General features: G+C 42.5%; 12 protein-coding genes. 2 read left to right on the top strand and 10 right to left on the bottom strand.

What is annotated here, in order from left to right:
- Positions 1 to 116: 116 nt before the first annotated feature.
- On the top strand, positions 117 to 1,265 hold the full coding sequence (locus tag IQ31_RS07925; protein WP_145327667.1) for an alginate lyase family protein: 1,149 nt from the start codon (positions 117 to 119) through the stop codon (positions 1,263 to 1,265).
- 59 nt (positions 1,266 to 1,324) lie between these two features.
- Here the strand turns inward: IQ31_RS07925 and IQ31_RS07930 are convergent, their stop codons facing one another.
- The 7 genes from IQ31_RS07930 to IQ31_RS07960 form a co-directional block, all read right to left on the bottom strand.
- A complete protein-coding gene (locus tag IQ31_RS07930; RefSeq protein ID WP_208734162.1) occupies positions 1,325 to 2,830 on the bottom strand; it encodes a glycoside hydrolase family 32 protein in 1,506 nt (501 codons plus the stop codon).
- Positions 2,831 to 2,896: 66 nt separating this feature from the next.
- Complete coding sequence (locus tag IQ31_RS07935; protein WP_145327668.1) at positions 2,897 to 4,501, bottom strand: glycoside hydrolase family 32 protein; 1,605 nt, start codon at positions 4,499 to 4,501, stop codon at positions 2,897 to 2,899.
- A gap of 77 nt (positions 4,502 to 4,578) precedes the next feature.
- The gene (locus IQ31_RS07940) at positions 4,579 to 5,691 is read right to left on the bottom strand and encodes a hypothetical protein (protein ID WP_145327669.1); all 1,113 of its coding nucleotides are present in this window, start codon (positions 5,689 to 5,691) and stop codon (positions 4,579 to 4,581) included.
- A gap of 43 nt (positions 5,692 to 5,734) precedes the next feature.
- Entirely contained in the window at positions 5,735 to 7,417 is a 1,683-nt protein-coding gene (locus tag IQ31_RS07945) for a RagB/SusD family nutrient uptake outer membrane protein (protein WP_145327670.1), read from the bottom strand.
- Positions 7,418 to 7,461: 44 nt separating this feature from the next.
- Positions 7,462 to 10,587 (bottom strand): SusC/RagA family TonB-linked outer membrane protein, encoded by a 3,126-nt coding sequence (locus tag IQ31_RS07950; protein WP_145327671.1) that lies wholly within the window; start codon positions 10,585 to 10,587, stop codon positions 7,462 to 7,464.
- 86 nt (positions 10,588 to 10,673) lie between these two features.
- Positions 10,674 to 11,624, bottom strand: coding sequence for a carbohydrate kinase family protein (locus tag IQ31_RS07955; RefSeq protein WP_088160623.1), 951 nt, complete (start codon positions 11,622 to 11,624; stop codon positions 10,674 to 10,676).
- 199 nt (positions 11,625 to 11,823) lie between these two features.
- Complete coding sequence (locus IQ31_RS07960; protein WP_075991614.1) at positions 11,824 to 13,146, bottom strand: sugar porter family MFS transporter; 1,323 nt, start codon at positions 13,144 to 13,146, stop codon at positions 11,824 to 11,826.
- Positions 13,147 to 13,438: 292 nt separating this feature from the next.
- Between IQ31_RS07960 and IQ31_RS07965 the strand changes: the two genes are divergently transcribed.
- Positions 13,439 to 16,192: a hybrid sensor histidine kinase/response regulator transcription factor gene (locus tag IQ31_RS07965; protein ID WP_145327672.1), complete on the top strand. Its 2,754-nt coding sequence runs from the start codon at positions 13,439 to 13,441 to the stop codon at positions 16,190 to 16,192.
- 21 nt (positions 16,193 to 16,213) lie between these two features.
- Here the strand turns inward: IQ31_RS07965 and IQ31_RS07970 are convergent, their stop codons facing one another.
- The 3 genes from IQ31_RS07970 to IQ31_RS07980 are packed head-to-tail and all read right to left on the bottom strand — an operon-like array spanning position 16,214 to position 19,158.
- The gene (locus tag IQ31_RS07970) at positions 16,214 to 16,984 is read right to left on the bottom strand and encodes an ABC transporter permease (protein WP_145327673.1); all 771 of its coding nucleotides are present in this window, start codon (positions 16,982 to 16,984) and stop codon (positions 16,214 to 16,216) included.
- On the bottom strand, positions 16,977 to 17,882 hold the full coding sequence (locus IQ31_RS07975; RefSeq protein WP_158638827.1) for an ABC transporter ATP-binding protein: 906 nt from the start codon (positions 17,880 to 17,882) through the stop codon (positions 16,977 to 16,979). Before IQ31_RS07975 ends, IQ31_RS07970 begins: the two co-directional genes overlap by 8 nt.
- A gap of 4 nt (positions 17,883 to 17,886) precedes the next feature.
- The gene (locus tag IQ31_RS07980; RefSeq protein ID WP_145327675.1) at positions 17,887 to 19,158 is read right to left on the bottom strand and encodes an erythromycin esterase family protein; all 1,272 of its coding nucleotides are present in this window, start codon (positions 19,156 to 19,158) and stop codon (positions 17,887 to 17,889) included.
- Positions 19,159 to 19,601 lie beyond the last annotated feature (443 nt).

Here is a 19,601-nt window from a genome sequence, read left to right on the forward strand (position 1 = left end):
ATAATTCAAATGAAATTTCTGAACACCAGTAAACTTATGTTATTTTTTTCTTAATTTGCAGTAGCTAATCCCCCCATAGCGATCAAACCAATCGATAAACGTATCCATTTAGAACCATGCAAAATTTCATATATCTATTTTTTGGCTTACAGGCCCAAACCACTCAATTTTTAAAAATAGGATTGACCTTGTCTATAGTCGGCCTATTTATTTGGCCTTCACATAGTCATGCACAATCCTTAATGCACCCAATTACCCAGGTCAATTATGTAAAATCACAAATCAACAAAAAATCCGAACCTGTATATACTGCATACACGCAGTTGATTAGGCTGGCCGATTCTCTTTTATTGACTGACCATGATGCTGTTGAAGATTTTAGTGTACCCGGCTTTTACAGCGATAAAGAAGGCCAACGTGCTATGGCAAAAAAGCTCCATGCGGATGCTTTTGCTGCCTATTGTACGGCCTTGGTCTATACCTTAAACGGGGAGCAAAAATATGCATCCAAGGCCTTATATTTCATTAACTCCTGGGCCACAATCAATAAAAAATACAGTCAGTTTGACGGACCAGTTGTGCTTTCTTATGCGGGAGCCGGATTGATGATTGCTGCCGAATTACTTAAAAACGATCCCCTTTGGGCGAAGAAAGATCATGATCATTTTAAGGTCTGGACCATCGATGTCTTTCAAAAAGCGACACATTTCTTACGCGAAAAATCCAATAATATTGCGGATTGGGCGAGGTTTGCGAATCTACTTTCGGCAAACTTTCTTGATGACCAAAAAGAGCTTTCTTTTACAATAGCCTTAATCAAGGCTGATCTCTTTGAAAAGATCGCAGCTGACGGTCATCTTATTGAGGAAGTAAAACGGGGTGAGAAAGGTTTATGGTACACCTACTTTTCATTAGCACCATTGACAGCCTCCATGTGGTGCATACACAATGCCACCGGAGAAAACCTATTTACCGCCACGAAGGACGGAAAATCGGTCACGCAGGCCCTTGACTATTTATATTATTACAATCAACATCCAACTGAATGGCCTTGGTTTAAAAATCCGGACGTTGACATCCTGGACCGGACAGCAGGAGTTTGGCCCTCCAATCTCTTTGAGGCCATGAAGGATATTTATCATACATCGAAATTTGATCCTTATCTTTCAATGTACCGTCCAATAGTTTACAAAAAAAATCATTTTGCGTGGACTTTCCCCACACTAATGCCAGCACACTTGCACCTCGAAAATAAGACCAAGTAGCGAAGTATAAAGCGATCCTTGTCTTATCAAGGATCGCTTTAATGGCAAAAATCCAGCTCTTATCTCTTAAATGCAGAAATACCGATTTCCTGAAACTCCAACTTTTTATCTCCCACGATACGCAGCTTGGTTATCGGCTTGTTCGGAAAAAATAAACTGGTCATTACCGTTAGTCCCTCGTCTGCAAAAAGTTCCACAGAGCTCACATCAACATACAAACTGAAAGAAAGTGCTCCCTTATTTAGCAACCGTTGTGCCAAAGCCGTCTTTGGAAATTCTCCATTAAAAGACACTTCACCGGACTTAGAACGATCGATATAATAGGCATTTTGATCTTCACGATAACCAATAACCAATTCGTCGCCATATTCATTCGATAAGATGACTTTAAAAGCCTGCCGTTTCAAATCTTTAAGGTCCAAACGGTACGCTTGTGGGAGATGTTGCTCGAACGAAACTTCCTTCGTTCCACCGCCATGGTATTTTTTTAGCGGACGAAATGCGGTTTCAATTTCTTTGGGCACAGTACTCGCAACGTAGAATGACTGTCCAACTTTTCCTAAAGTTAAAACACGAGGTATGGTTGAGGAAGAACGCCATTTTGTGGTAGGAACCACATTGGCATATTGCCAGTTGCTCATCCAGCCAATCATCAGGTGCCTATCCCCTAGGTTACTCCAGGTTACGCCGGCATAGTTATCGGGTCCCCAATCCAACCACTTTATTTTAGTATCCGTTGTTCGGAACTGATGCCCATCAAAGTCACCCACAAAATATTGTGTCACCGAGCCACCGTTGGGTCCACCTGGATTGATGCTCACCAGCAAAACCCATTTTGTAGCTCCTTTGTAATCCATGGGGATAAGATCAGGGCATTCCCAGACACCACCATGGGCCCCCACCTCTTTGCCAAACTCACTTTCCTTCTGCCATATTTTCAAATCTTTGGAAGAATAGAAAGTAATACAATCTTTTGTAGCCAAGGTCATAATCCAACGCTGGCTATGCACATGCCACATCACCTTTGGATCTCTGAAATCCCATATACCAGGGTTTGGCAATACCGGATTGCCTTTATACTTTGTCCAGGTAAGGCCCTTGTCCAAACTATAAGCCAAACTTTGATTTTGATGCAATCCTGTTTTTCGATCCTCTTCCTGATGATTGTGATGGGTAAAAATGGCGACCATAGCACCTTTTCCAAAACCTGCCGTGTTATCTTTATCGATTACAGCACTACCGGAGAAAATAGTCCCCAAACTATCGGGGTACAATGCGATCTTCTGCTCGTCCCAATGGATTAAATCTTTACTGATCGCATGGCCCCAATGCATAGGCCCCCAAACGGGTTTTTCGGGATTATGCTGAAAAAAAAGATGATAATTACCGTCCAGATAAACCAGTCCATTGGGATCGTTCATCCAACCCTGCTGTGGTGTAAAATGGTAAAGTGGGCGATACTTCTCTTCGGGATCTCCTTGTTTATGCTGTCCCGTCTGTGCCAGACTTGTACCAAAAACACCTAGCAGGAGCATTAAAACACCGTATTTCTTTAATTTTATCATTTTTCTTTTGTTTACATTTTTAATTAGGTTCTTGTTCGCTTCAATAGGCAAATATCGTCTCAATTGTTAGGAAGATTTTTCTATTTTCAACCCATTCACTTTTACTGTTCCTTGATCCGCAAAAATAGTCCAAGGGTTTTGATCCATTTTATAGATCCGGTTGGTAAAAGCAACACGGTCATTCACATATACGATACCAATCGATTTTTCAATAATAATTTTCACGTTAAAAATCCGGTTGGTCGGTACTGTAAGTGGCGTAAAATTGAGTTCTGTTTTGCTTCCGCCGCCATCGCGTGCCTCCTTGTTCATAAACAGTGCCGGCATATTCCAACGATTGGATGAAGTCAGATCAAAAGCAATGCTATACACTTCGGTCGGATCATCACATGCGCCAAATGAAAAACCAAATTTGCTGGATTGGGAAGCATCAATGGTCATTGTCACTTTCACGGATGAAGTGTTCCGGTTAAATTGTGCATAACTTCTTCCGCCCGATTGCGCTGTCAAACTATAGGTTTTATTCGATTCGGAAACTTGACCAACATTGCTCAGTTTTTCAAAGGCGACTTCCTTATTGAATTTACTGTTTAGGGCTTCCGGAATTTTAGGATATAAACGTCCTGAAGCTCCCTGAACCAACTGGTGTGAAATTAAATTTCCAGCCCAGGGCAGTTCGTTGTTATTATTTACTGTTTGCCCGGTTGAACACCATCCCGAAAGATAACGTGTCGTACCGTCGCTAGCCGTTTTGCCCGCATAGAGATAGCGTCCGTCGAAGGTTTCATGATGTCCTTCGCTATCCCGACAGATCGTCCAGGGGCCATCCGGGGAATCCGCAACACGATAAAATGTCTTGCGATGTTCATCCCGGTTGATCCGCGAAAACAAGAGATACCATTTATTGCCCATTTTAAATAGGTCCGGGCATTCCAATAGTTCTGCATCTGTTTCGATTCCATATTTCTCCACTGTCCCTGTGGTCGCAACGAGCGGTTCAATCATAGACCAACTGCTTAAATCTGTCGACTGATAACGTGCCAGCGTTCCTTTTCCGTCTTTTCGTGTCGTGACTAACATGACGTAGGCATTGCGGCCTTCATCCCAATAAACCTGTGGATCACGAAAATTATTTTGATCATAGCCCGCTGCAGCCTGCAGCGCCATTGCTGGTTGCTTGGTCCAATTCATTAAATCAGTTGACGTAGCCAACATAATCTTTTCCGCAGGCGTAAAAACATTGTTATGCCCCGTATAGAAACAGTAATACAATGTTCCTTTTTTAATAAAACTTCCTGTTCCGATCCATTCATCCTGACTCCCCACAGCACCCGACGACAAGACTTCGGTATAGCCCTCAAATGTTCCATAGTCACTTGTCCGCGTACTATAAATCGGATGCCTGTTGGCATTTTCATACAGATAAAACAAGTAGAACTTGTTATCGTTGGCATTGTAGTAAGGCATGGGATCGCCCACAAACCCCTGCTGGGGTCTGTAGAACCTTTGATAGGGGCCCGCCTCCTGCCCCGAAATACAAGCCGTAGAACTATCCACAGGCAGTATTTCCATGGGCCTATCCAGCCCTATCGAACTCTCGTCCCCATTCTTGCAACTTGTCAACAAGCTTAGCAAGAATACTGTCGGAAGCAAATATATCTTTGGTCTCATGATTTAAATCTTTCTATTAATCCCTGGATTAGCTATCATTTTTGCTTTTTATAATAACTTGTTTTGTTTGTATTCGATTACTCTTTAGGTAATGCCTTCAATTCGTCCCAGTACATCCGTTGGGTAGGAAATGCCACGGGCTGTCCATTAGGATGCTCATGTGGCATTACCAGTATATTGTTAATGATAGCCTTTCTTCCGGCAGGAATCTGAAAAACCAATTCTTGCCACTCACCGACATGATCTTTCGAATAATTGGCACGCAACCAATCTTTATTCTGTTCGCCATCCGATTGAATTTCCAATTGCACATCACCAGCTACATCTTTCAATACCATCATCGAGAAACGCCCGTATTCTGCCGGATTGATCGTCACTTTATTTGCATTCCAGAGCGCTCCACCGTGCCAGCCTTCACCAGTTTTATTGTCCCGTACAAAAGACGCACAGAAGGGTGTTGCATTAATTCCAGTGGTTTTCGGATTGGGATAAGGTGAATCTACCGTACTCACCCCTAACCCGTCGAAATGTGGAACGCTGGTTTCGCCATTATAAATCATAAAGATTTGTTTGGGTTCTGTACCCAATAGGGCAGTTACCGTGTATTGGAAAGTCTGCCCCATATACGCAAGGCTGTATTTTATGGGGGAACTTAAATCTACGGGCCCACTCTGATTGGGCGTTATGCTTGCTCCGGCTGTAAATTCTATCGCAGGTGATAGATTCTTTAGGTCTGTCCCCAGGGGTAGGTAAATTTTAATGCTTTTATTTTTCTGATCAATGATCCCTGATTTTTCTCCGATGCGGAATGCCGTTATTTCTGCTTTGATTTCTTTGACGGTTACCTGGTAGGTATTAAATAGATTACCATTAAAAACGCGGTAAGTAATCGGTGTTGTGCCAGAAAATGAAAAATTCTGGGCGATGCCTGAAGCTGGAGCAACTTTTGCATTGCTGGGCAATTCAATTGTCGGAGCCACCGCCGAAAGATCTGTACCTTCAGGAACCATGACAAGAATGGTACCTTTTGCCTGATCTACTTTCCCAATGGTATTGCCGACCTTGAAAGAAAGTATATCTACATCTGCACTCAAATTGAGTGTACTATCCGCATCACGCTTGCAGGCAGCGAGAAGCCCGATAAGCAGGATGGTAATCCCTACTTTTATATAATTGTTTAATGTGTTCATTGGAATAATTGGTTATACTAATCGTTCAACAATAAATGCCTGTTTAATAGCCTGGATTTTGTTTGTACAGATACTTACTTAATCTGATCTGTGCTTCGGGAATCGGTAGATATTCATTCCTATCTGCTGTAAAATGTGCCGAGGAATAATAAGATCGACGTGACTTTTCTACATCATAATAGGCATTCATGGCCTGGTCTGCAATTCCCCAACGTACCAGATCAAAGAATCTTCCATTTTCCATTGCAAGCTCCAAACGTCTTTCCCAACGTAACGCCTTCCGGGCATTTTCTTCGGTCCATACAATATTATCACCATTTTTGTAGGTTTCGATCAGCGTTTTATCATTTGCATAGCCCGTAAGTGAGGTGCTATTTTTTGCGCGCGTACGCACTTGATTGATCAATGGCAGTGCTTCAATCGAACGATGCAGCTCGATAAGCGCCTCTGCCCGCATCAACAGCACATCGGCAAAGCGCAATACAATTCGATTCTTTGTATTCGCATAGAAGGGTACCATGGGGACAAAACAATCACAGTCGGGATCAACATTTTCTTTTAACGAGGCGTAAACAGCATACTCCGTCGGATTACGATTCCAGCTTTCTTCGTATGTTCTTTTGCTACTATACTTGTACGGTAAGCCCGGAATTGCAACTGTATGGAATAACCTCGGGTCGTACTTCTCGGAGGTATTAAAGCTATTCAACGCATTATAATTATCCAGAGGTAGACCTTTACCCGTTGTGCGAAACGCATTGACAAGGCTTTGACTCGGTTTATTGAAATCACAACAGCCCAGCCCCATAGGTACAGATAGTACATCAGAAAAGTTAACACGCCCAAATTTTGTCCCGTCATCTTTTGAAAACTGAACTGAAAAGAGCGCTTCTGTCCCATTTTCATACTTGCCCGGCAAGAAGTTAAATGCAAAGTCGGTTTCCAGCATATGGTTCGATGAAAGCACAATATCCGTATTTTGTACAACCTTTTCCAAATCTCCCGCATCGATACCCGTCACCATATTACGTTCGGCATTGTCTTGACGGTATCCCTTATACAGGTAGGCTTTGGCGAGATAAGCCGCAGCGGCGATACGATTGGCCCGACCGACCTCCGTTTGCACAGCAGGAAGATGATCTACCGCATACTGAAAATCCGCTACAATCTTTTGCCATAATGCATCGTTGCTTAGAGCTCTATTCGATACGGTTTCATAGCTGTCTACTGGTACATTTTCATCGATATAAGGCACATATTTGAAAAGGATCTTGAGCATAAAGTAAAAATGCCCCCGAAGAAAGCGTGCTTCACCCAGTTTTTCTTCCTTCCCGTCGAAATTGTCCATTTCCTGTATGGTCTTGATTGTTGTATTGGCACGCGAAATTGCAACGTACAATTGAAACCACAATTTATCCAACTCCGCGAAATTGGTTGTAATGTTATTTGAGACCTCAAGAAAATGAAAGGTCTGGATATCCTGTGGTCCCGATCCGCCTTTATATGCATCGTCCGACCGAACCGTACCATAGGGCCATAAGCTAAAAGGGACATCATAATGATCATTGCCCAAAGCGGCATAGGTCGCTGTCAATAATCGTTCTGGCTCCTTAACCTGATCGGAGCTCAGCACACCATTGGGTGTTTGATCCAAAAATTTGGTACATCCTGGAAGTAGTCCAGCAAGAACCATAAGTATCGCTATTTTAGTGGTTATTTTTTTCATCCGTATAAATTATTTATAAGTGTATAGCCTTATTTCTCCCCTTTTTAAAATCCAATATTTACCCCAGCTGTCCAGGTCGTTGGAATTGGATACCCCCAACCTACATTTTCAGGATCTACACCTGTAAAATTCTTTGACTTAACGGTAAATAGGTTCTGACCGGTGACATAGATCCTTAGCCGGCTCATACGCAGGCGTGAGGCTGTTGCTGTTGGCAAGGTATAGCCCAGAGACAGATTCCGGAGTTTCATATAAGATCCATTCTCGATAAAGTAATTTGACAGGCGGCCCTCGTCATTGTTGTTTGTCGTTTGTAAGGCCGGAATCGTCGACGTTGGATTTTGTGGGGTCCATGCATTCAGCAACCGCAGGCCTTTGTTGGAATTGACGTCATCCACACTCCAGAAGTCTGTTTGTTTTTTCAGCCAGTTTTCGACATCTATCCCCTGTACCCCCTGAAAGTATGCCGACAGGTCAAACCCTTTATATTTCAGCACAATATTGAGACTATAGGAAAAATCAGGATGTGGACTACCGATCCAGGTACGGTCCATATCCGTAATCTGTTTGTCCGCATCATAGACGTTGACGTAACGTAAACGCCCTATCCCCTTACCGGTCTGATTGACGTGCGCATCCACTTCGTCCTGATTCTGAAAAATACCGTCGGTGACATAGCCATAGAATGATCCCAGCGGCCGGCCGATAATATTATCTCCCTGACGACCTCCATAGGAGTTTTCTACCGCTTCGGGCAAATGTGTCACCTTGTTTTTATAGGTAGAGAACACAGCCATCACATCATAATCCAGTCCAAACGATGTTTTATTACGATATCCAGCCGATAGGTCCAAACCTTTATTTTCCATGGAGGCACCATTCGCCCAACGGTAACCGCCCTCTCCAACCACACCGATATAGGCTGGATTGATCAACATATCTTTGGTTGCTTTGACATACCAGTCAATCGAACCATAGAGACTTTGATTAAACAATGAAAAGTCTAAGCCTATATTCGTCTGCGTTGTGGTTTCCCATTTCAGGTCATTGTTTTCTGTTTGGATTTTGCGATATCCCGACGGTAATTTTCCCGTTCCTGCGCCTGAGAGATCGTATGCTGTGCCATCCACGATGTTCCATGTCGGATCAGCAACACCATATTCGGGAACGAACAGCGCATAGGTAGCCAGATTACCTATACCTTGGTTACCTGTCTGCCCCCATCCAACACGCAGCTTGAGGTCCGAAATATAGTTTTTCGTACTTGCCATAAAACGCTCGGACGAAATCCGCCACCCCGCTGTTAACGCCGGGAAAGTTGCAAAGCGGTTATTTTTACCAAAGCGGGAAGAACCATCGTGCCGCACGGTGAAGGAAGCCAGATAGCGGTCATCATAGGAATAATTGGCCTTTCCAAAATAGGATAACAGCGAGAATCCCGTAGAGCCACCGCCTACTGCCGCTGTGCCCGTACTCACACCTGGCCACATATACTCAGGTGTCTCTATGGCAAAGGCGCCATCTCCGGCAGTATAGGCATTAAAATTGATATCATTCTGACGGTTCATTTCCATACCGGCAAGCACATCTAAGGTATGTTTATCAATCTGTTTCCGATATGTCGCCGTATTGGACCAAGTCCACTTCATTCCATGGGACTGTTCCATATTAACCCCACTCCGGCTGCTATTCATAAATCCCGAACGATAGGATACTTCCAAATTACGTTTGTAAAAATTACTATAGTCCAAACCGTAACTGGTGCGGACATGCAGACCTTTTATAAGCTGTAGATCCGCATAGGCATTTCCAAACAACCGCCAATAATTATATTTATTGTTCCGGTTATCATAAAGTACACGCATGGGATTATGGCGGTCGTTCATTCCCAATGCTGGTCCACCCCATCCTATTCCATCTACTGTATGGACAGGAATAATGGGCAATGCTTTTAACGAAAGGTCAAGCACATCGCCCGGTACCTGCACTTCACCGGTATTGTTTACCGTAAAATTCTCGCCCACCACCAAGCGTCCATCAAACAATTTATAATCGGCATTCATCCGGGCAGATATCCGCTGAAAATCCGTGTAACGGAGTGTCCCATTGTTGTGCAAATAACCTAAGGAGAAAAAGGAACTGGATTTTTCTGTCCCGGAGCTTAATGTCGCATTGTAAGATTGTTGCAATCCCGGTTTTGAAACTTCCTTAAACCAATCGGTATCGGAAGCGTACATGGTATGTTCACGGTCGATATACTTGGAAACAAAAACAGTATTGAGCTGAGGTACGCCATTTGCGTCGTTATTCCATTCAAACTGATAACCAATATTATTTCCGTTGGGGTTTCCGCCATTATTGATGGTGGCCTGCCACAATGCACGACCATATTGTTGGGCATCCAGCACTTTCATGCGATTATTAAAATGCGTACTGGTGGCATAGGCGTCTACTGTAAGTTTAGGGGCACCCATCTTTCCTTTTTTTGTCGTGATGACAATAACACCATTCGCTGCGCGCGAGCCATAGATACTCGCCGAAGAAGCGTCCTTTAAAACCTGAATACTTTCGATATCATTCGAATTGAGTTCATGCATTCCTCCCTGTGTGGGGGTTCCATCAATGACATACAAGGGATCCTGACTACTGTTGATGGAACTGATTCCGCGCATACGCACTGTTGCCGCTCCACTCGGACTACCATCCGAAGTTACTGTCATACCAGCTACCCGTCCTTGCAGCGCTTTCATCGGGTTATTTTCCGGAGCCTTCATCATCTCAGCAACATTAACAACACTCACAGCACCCGTCAAATCCTTCTTCCGTTCTGTTTGATATCCCGTAACGACCACTTCATCGAGCCCCTTTTCGGTAGGCGCAAGCTGAATATCGAGGAACTTTCTTCCTGCCACAGCAATCGTCTGGGAGGCATAGCCGACATAGCTTATTTCCAATGTACCCTGATTGCCCGAAGTCTGAAGGACAAATTCTCCCTTTTCATTTGTCTTGGTGGCTATTGTGGTTCCCTTCACCACTAAAGATGCCCCTACTATAGGTGCTGCTGTCCCACTATCCGTAATTCTTCCCCGGATTTCAGTCTGTTGCGCAAATGCGACAACAGAAAAAAGTGCCAAAGACGGGAGCAGCATTGCTTTCTGTCTTGTAAACATAATTGGTTATAAGTAAATGGTTAATGATTTAGATTGATTATTTGATTATGATAGCGGGTAAACTGCTTCGTAAAGAAGCAGTTTACCTACTGTTGCTTCTGAGCTCCATTGAAGATCGGATGCAACCATTGGAATCGATTGATGACCTCATCGTTATATTCAGGACAAGCCCCCCGGCTCTGTGTCACAAATCCACTTAAGGTGGCCGCAAATTCCAGTACTTCCTCCAGCTGAACACCTTCCTGCATCTGAAACCTTTTGGTCAGGAAAGCCGCCAAAAAAGAATCACCACTTCCGATGGTATCTTCTACCTGAACTTTCAAGGCTGGAAAATGATAACTGATATTGTCTTTTTTATAATGATATACCGCACCATCTGCACCATAGGTTACAATTGCCTCCTGAATTGCAAAACGCTCCATGATCAAGTCCACACGCTGCTGATCGGTATAGGCATCCGTTGCGCCATTCCAGTCGGAAATAACATGCAGTTCCTCGGCATTCATTTTCACAAAATCAGCGTATCCCAACAGTTTATGTATTTTTTCCGGACCAAAATAAGGTGTACGCAGGTTGACATCCATCACCCGGAAGCGGGCTTTTTCCAGCAGTAATAGCAAGCTTTGAAAACTTACTTCATCCCGACAGGCTAGACTACCATACACCAAAAAATCCACCGCTGCAACTGCCTCAAGAACAACATTGTCCACCGCTATTCTATCCCAAGCTACAGGATAAACGATATCGTAATGCACGTCGCGTTTTGCATCGATCGAAACCTCTACTGTTGAAGTTGGTAACAGGTCATCGTACTGGAAGAAATCGGTCGGGATACCCAGATCTTCACATACGTTACGCAACTCGTAACCATTATCGTCACGCCCTATGCGCGTTAGCATACGCGTCGTAACCCCCAATTTATTGAGGTGATAAGCCACATTCAAAGGCGCACCGCCTAATTTTTTACCTGTAGGAAGATTGTCCCAAAGAACCTCGCCAAAACAAATACCCTGTATTGATTTATCTCCGTTTTTCATATTTTCTCCTTTTTATACGAAGCTTCGGCCGAGCGCCAAAAACCAAGTAACAAATTGATTATTATATTTCCCTTTAAATTCAATGTTGACAATAGATACACACAACATGTTATCACATTGTCTTTGATTAAATAACTTTCGATAGGCGCCAGTCGCGTCATGGCTACTTCGACACCTATTGGTGTAGTCCAGCTAAAGACTAATGTAGATTGATGGTATGCCCAAGATCTTCCAATGATTTCCCTTTTGTCTCCGGCATAAACTTAAGCACATAAACAAGCTGCAGCACCATAAATAGGGCAAAGATCAAGAAGGTACCCCCGCCACCGAGCATTTCTGTCAAGGCTGGGAAACAAAAGGTGATAATCGCCGCCATCACCCAATGTGTCAAGCTACCAAATGTCTGCCCTTTGGCACGTACGTCGTTCGGAAAAATTTCCGAAATAAATACCCAAATCACCGCACCTTGCGAGAATGCGAAAAAGGCAATGAAACTCATCAGATAGATTGTGATCGCAAAACCCGTCGTTTGGTTGGTATAAAAAGCATGTGAAACGAGTGCCAATGAAACAATCAGCCCGATCGAGCCCACCAACATTAATTTTCTTCTGCCCACCTTATCGATGAAATTGATCGCCAGCAACGTAAAAATAAAATTGACAACCCCTATACCAACTGTCGAAAGCAATGAACTCTGTGAGCCTAAACCAGCCATTTCAAATACGCGGGGCGCATAATATATAATCGCGTTGATACCTGAAACTTGATTGAACAGCGCAAAACAAAAGGCCAATAAAATAGGTTTGGCATTTTCGCGAACGAAGAGTTTGCCTTCTCCTGCGGAATTGTTTTTGGACTCCTGAATTTTTGAAATCTCCAGCTCGTAACCATCCGAATTAATTTTTTTCATAATCCGCGTTGCCTCGGCCAAATTCCCTCGGTGCAGCAGCAACCATCTCGGACTTTCCGGGATGAGGAAGATCAAACAGAAGAATAACAACGACGGAAAGCACTGCACCCCCAGCATCCAGCGCCAGGACTCTTCGCCAACCTGACCGATAAAATAGTTGGACAAATAGGCTATCAAAATACCTAATACAACGTTGAATTGAAAAAGCCCTACCAACTTACCTCGCGATGCTGCCGGGGAGATTTCTGATATATAGATTGGTGCCGTTACCGAAGAGACGCCAACTCCTATGCCACCCAAAAAGCGGAATAAAATAAATATCGTCCAGTCATTCGCCAGTGCACTACCAATCGCTGAAATAAAGTAAAGGGCTGCAACAGCAAATAAGGTATTTTTACGGCCTAATTTATCGGAAGGCAGTGCACCTAATGCTGCGCCGACAACTGTCCCTATCAAGGCGATGGCCATTGTCAGTCCATGCTGAAACTCACTTAAATGCCAGTGCTCCTGAACCGCCTTTTCTGCTCCCGAAATAACCGCTGTATCAAATCCAAATAAAAATCCGCCTAAAGCCACTACAAAGGACCAAGCTAATACCGTGTTTTTGTTCATGTGATGATCTATAATTGATTAATCCAAATTTAACACGTGCTTCATCTTAACTTAAATTTGGACTTCGCAAAAACATTTATTTATGTAACATTTTTTCAAAAACATTAAAACACTAAAAATCTAACACTTACATTTACTTTGCTTTTCAAAACTTTCACTTTTTAAACAGAAAATTTAGAAAATGATACATTTTTGAAGGTTCCTATTTTAGTGTAAAATATACACTAACACGACCAATGTTACCCCAAAAAATCTAAATAATGTATATTCGGATATTTAAGGGGAAAAAATCATGGGAAAATATTTCATTTTTAGTGGCATATTGACCTTGCTTCTTTTTTGTGGATGTCAACCAATGGTCCGGAAGAAAAAGCAGGTCATCGCATTTTCGCAGTGTATCGGAAACGATGCCTGGCGACAAACGATGCTCGAGGAAATGAAAAGGGAACTTTCCTTCAATCCCGATATTGACTTTCTTTATCGCGACGCACATGGCGACAATAATGTACAGATCAATCAAATTCGCGAATTAGTCAAACAGGATATCGATCTTCTGATTGTATCCCCAAATGAGGCCGAGCCACTCACGCCAATTGTAGATTCTGTATTCCAACGCAATATACCTGTCATCGTAACAGACCGTAAGACCTCCTCCGGCCAATATAATGCTTATGTGGGCGCCGACAATCTCGCCATCGGGAAACTGGCCGGTCAATATAGCCGCACGATTTTACAAGGAAAGGGTTCGGTCGGATTAGTCACAGGGCTATCGGGCACCTCGGCTTCAATAGAGCGTGAAAAAGGCTTTATCCAGCAAATTGGAGATGCCACAGCGATTCAGGTGAGCGGCCTCATTCACGGCGGCTGGGAGAAAAATAAAGCCTATCTGGAAATGCGTAAGCATATAAACGTCATGAGCCAGAGTGATATTATCTTTACATTCAATGATCAGATGGCCATGGGGGTAAAAAAAGCATTGGACGAAGCCCAGATCAAAAAGGACATTAAGATCATTGGTGTTGATGCTCTTTCTGGTCCCGGAAATGGCCTTGAACAGATCATACAGGGCAAAATGTTTGCTTCCATACTCTACCCCACCGGCGGGGCAGAAGCCATTCGAACGGCTTTGGCTATCATCAACCACCAAAACTATCGCCGCGAGAATATACTCGCAACCTCTGTCATCGATAAAACCAACGCGGAGTTGCTTGCCCTGCAGTCGGATAAAATAAAACAACAGCAGCTCGATATTGACAAAAGGCAGGAGTTTATTACGGAACAGAATAAGATTTACCAAAGCCAAAAGTCCGTTCTTAATGTATTGGTCGTTAGCTTGGTGCTAGCTGTTGTCTTTGGGGGAATTTCTATTATCGTGATCAGGAGCAACTGGGAAAAGAACAAACATCTGGAAGTCCAGAATAGCGAGATTCTTGCGCAACAAAAACAGATCGTCGAGATGAACAGTCAAATTCAGCAAGCGGCAGAAATCAAAAATAATTTCTTCACCAATATCTCGCATGAATTTAAAACCCCGCTAACCCTTATCATCGCGCCTATCGAGGACCTTGAATTACGAAAAGATCTTACCGAAGAGGTCAGAGAACAGTTGTCGCGCATCAAACGGAATGCAAAAAAACTACAACGTTTGGTCAGCGACCTCATTGATATCCATCGGATCAGTAAATCGAAGATTAAGCTACATGCGGCCATCGTTTACATTGACCCATTTATTCAGCAGGTAATAGGTAGTTTCAAACCCTTATTTAAGAAAAACAGGATCTCCGTCAGTTATGTCAACAAAACAAGCTTGAAAGAGGTTTGGATGGACGAATACCTCATGGAACAGGTCTTATCCAATTTATTGTCCAACGCGATCAAACATACGGCGGCAAGTGGCAGAATTGAAATTATATTGGAAGAAAACAATTTCAAAGACTATTTCTATCTACGTGTATTGGATAATGGCCTGGGGATTGCTCCAAGTGATATTGAGCATATTTTTGATCCTTTTTATCAGGGTGCCAGTAGCCGTAATGGCTCCGGAATCGGCCTCGCCTACACCAAACAGATCATCGAACTGCATCATGGCCAAATCACTGTGAGTAGCAAACCCGGTCATGGATCGATATTCACCCTACGTATGCCAATTGGAAATAGTCACTACGAGCCTGCTGAACTGGCCGATTTCGACAAGGGAGAAAAACCGTTGTTTCAACAAGACGACATATTGGAGGCAACACGAAAGATGGTAGACAACAATCTTTCTTTTCGATCCAACAAATCAAAAAGTATTATGGTCGTCGAAGATAATGATGAAATCAGAGATTATCTCCGCTCCCTATTAGAAAGGGATTACAATCTTTTCCTGGCAAAAGATGTGCAACAAGCCAATGGAATGTTGAAGACACATTTTCCAGATCTAGTCATTACGGATATTATGCTTCCTGATGGTAGCGGTCTGGATATTCTAAAGGACATCAAAGCATTTTATCAGACCGCACATATTCCTGTCATCTTACTGAGTGCACTCGCCAATGAAGATACGATGCTCGAAGGAAGTAAATTAATGGCCGATGACTACATTACTAAACCTTTCAATGCCGAATTACTGCGGACACGGATTTCCAACATCCTACAGTCACGCCATCAGCTTAAAGAAAAATACAGCAGCAATGTAGAACAGTTTGATAGCGCTCAAGCTGAGCAGGTCAATGATAACGATAGACGTTTTCTGAACAATTTTTCCGCGATTGTCGAATCCAAATTATCAGACCCGCGATTGAGTGTCGATGGCATTGCCAACGAGCTTCACCTCTCCCGCGTGCAGCTCTACCGTAAAGTCAAACAGTTACTTGACTGCAGCGTCAATGAATACATTATCGAACGAAGATTAAAGAAAGCCAAAAGCCTTATGGCTGAAGGACTAAACATCAACGAAATATTTAGCAGTGTCGGTTTTTCCTCCGCATCATATTTCGCTTCGGCCTTTAAAAAGAAATATGGTCAGTCTCCGAGTACTTATAAAAAAGAACTTGATAAAAAATAGCCGATCAGGTGTGTCTACAAATTAAAACTGTCCTTTCCGCTTGAATAAGTAAAAACTGATCAATAGAAATATGACGAGCATCAGCATGTTGCTGTAGTCTAGCCGTGCAAAGGAATCATTCTCAGATAAGATATTCATTACCGCATTATAGGCACCTGTATAAGGGATAAAATCCGAAAAACTTTTCTGTGCGACAAGCACGGAAAAGACCAACATAAACATGCCTACTCCAATTGGGTAGATAAAACTTCTGAACAATAGGCTCAGGGCAAGCTGAATCATAGCGATAGCCGAGAGCGTAATAAAAAGTTTCAAAAACGTATAAAAGATTACGACCCTAAAATCATAATTCTGAAACCCCAGTACGGGGTAAATCAGGCTGAGCAGATAACCACTGATCAGAAATGCAGCGTAAGCAAAGAGTATTGAAAACAGTAAGGTCAACAGGATAAAGACGGCTTTGGAAAAGAAAATATTCGATTTACTGATGGGTAGGGTAAAGAGTATTTTATAATTGTTATTCTTATACTCGACATCACAACAGGCATAGACGAATAAAGCAACAAGGATGGGATAGAGCAGGTAAAAAAACTGAAAAACATATCTGCCAAGCAGAAGTTTCCAAGGGTTAGGAACCGCCACTGCCTCTCCTGAATCTATAACATCATAAATAATATAACCGGCAATCGCAAAAACGAGCACCATAGGGACGATCAGTACCCCAAAAATCTCCCTATTGCGTAGGAGTTTGTACTTTTCCGACAAGAAAGCGGTATAGCATGTATTAGTCATTGACACGAGTGATAAGGTTTATAAAAATTTGTTCAAGATCAGCACTACGGGATTCCAATCCATAAATATCAATCTGCTTTTCGACCAAAGATTTGATCATAAGACCAAATTGCAGATCATCGCCGATAGTGACGGCAACGCTTTCTCCATCGGTTTTAACACCAGAAAACCCGTTATTTCGCAAAACCGAAGCTGTTGCTTCGGGACTGGCTGTACGTAGGTACACTTCTCGGTCAACCTGTCCCAGCAGCTCCTGTTTGGTTCCCTGGAAAATCATTTTCCCACCTTCAATGATACCAATGTGTGTCGCTATTTTTTCAAGCTCACTCAAAATATGACTCGAAAGAAAGATCGTTTTTCCCTGTTCGTTGAGATGACAAAACAAATTGCGCATTTCGACAATTCCCTGTGGATCGAGACCATTTAATGGTTCGTCCAGGATAAGCAATTGCGGATCATGAAAAATCGCCATCGCTATTCCCAGCCGCTGTTTCATCCCCATGGACAGGGCACTGGCTTTTTTCTTCTTTTCCCGATGAAGATCTACCATTTCCAATACTTCATCAATGCGTTTGTTGCCTTTTTTGTGGATGATATCCAAGTACTTTAAATTTTCAAAAACGGTCAATTTAGTATAATAGCATGGGGCCTCAATCAAGTTTCCAACATTGGCATAAACACCTATGGGATGCGCCTTTAAACTATTTCCCTGAATAAAAATCGTATCTGCCTGATCCTCCAAAAGACCTAAAAGCAATTTGATTGTTGTGGATTTTCCCGCCCCATTTCGGCCGAGATATCCATAAATACTCCTGTCTGGGACTTGTAGGCTAATATTATCCAAGATTGTTTTTGCGCCTATTTTAAAGCTAAGTTGTTGTGTTAAGATACTTTCCATGCTGTTAGCGGTAAATTGGATCTTTATTGATATCGATATAGAAAATGCCATCGATAAACTCGTGCCATTTTCTTTCTTCATCAATCCCCTGATTAATGACTGAACTAAAACGTTGTTTTAACATGCTATTGTTGGGCAACTGACGAAGATCCAAAAAGAAATAGGGTGATTTAGTGGCATGAAATACATTTTCCACGGCCAACTTACCCACTCTATCGACAACACGGCCAGTTTTATCATATCTTCCATAGGAAGTAAAATCCAGACTATACGCTTGAGCGCCGTATTTACGCTTTAGATAAGTCCCGAGGGGCCGATAATCTTTATTGTATGGCGCAGAAAAGCTATGGATATTGGCACACCAGACGATAATCTTTTTGCCGGCGTAAAGCGAATCGATCTGATAGGTTAGATTTTCCGCCATCAGTGAATCTCTAAAATGCATGCTCTGCATCGACCCAGTTTTATAGCGCCAAGATTTGTCAAAGTTGTGCTTCATATCAGACAGATATCGGCTATAGATCAGATGCTCCGAGTCTTTTACGCCGCTGCGGATCCTACGGTTCAACTCATCCAGTTCTGCCAGGAACTGTTTTTTTTCGTTCGCATTGAGCCGTTTACTGGCAAAAGGTTCATAAGTTAGATACTCCAGCCTGTTGCTATTTTTTTTCAATAACGGATATTTGGTCGAATCTATCCCGTTTTTAAGCAGGAAATCTTCCAATAATTTTACGCGTATATTTGATAAGCCCCTGCCTGAAAATTGGATATCAAATCCGCCGAGGATCATTGGACGCTCTGTTGATTTTGTTTTTTTATAATACGTTAAGAGGGGCTGATTTTCCTGATTTTGCCACCAGAAGTCGAATAGTCCAGTACCACCGATCGTTTTTTCCTGCGACTTATCCATCAGGGTATCCATCTGTGCATTCATCATCCACATATCATACTGCCCTGCCTCATATAAAACAACATCATAATCCAGCTGTTCGTGGAGATAACGAATGATCCTGGCTTTCGCTTTAAAAGTTTCGCCATCATTGTGCATCATTTCGCCCAACATCAGGATTCTATTGTTTTTTAGCATAGCATCAAAAAAACTTAAATCCGAAAAATTACTATCGGTCATTAAGATACTTTTGACGTCTTGTTTATGACGATTTACTTCGGTCAATACTATCGTAGCGTTGGCTACGGGCATATCATCATAAACAAGTTTATTAAACGATAAGATTAAGATAATCGTTACCGCAAGTGCGCATAGAACACTTCTCATTTATCTCAGTTTATATAATTCATAATTGATCTATCTACTGCGTATTACGCTAAAGTAGGACGTATTTTAATATATGATGATCATTTTTTCTTTTTCCATAAAAAATTACACAAAAAAAATTAGAAATATAACATGACAATAAAAAGGCGGTTAAGTGAGTATAACACTTAACCGCCTTCTTGCTTGCTTGCTTGCTTGCTTGCTTGCTTGCTTGCTTGCTTGCTTGCTTGCTTGCTTGCTTGCTTGCTTGCTTGCTTCGTAAAAAATATAGCAGGAGAAAATTAATACCCTACATTTTGCTTCAACGTTCCTTTGCTATTATCGATGACAGCTTGTGGAATTGGCCACAATTCATTTTTTCCAGCTTTGAACGATCTATTTTCAGAGAAAAAACGATCAGTTAACGAAGTATAGGTAACCTTGCCTGTTTTAGGATCCACCGT

Origin of the sequence: Sphingobacterium siyangense (assembly GCF_007830445.1) — a bacterium.
Classification (GTDB): domain Bacteria; phylum Bacteroidota; class Bacteroidia; order Sphingobacteriales; family Sphingobacteriaceae; genus Sphingobacterium; species Sphingobacterium siyangense.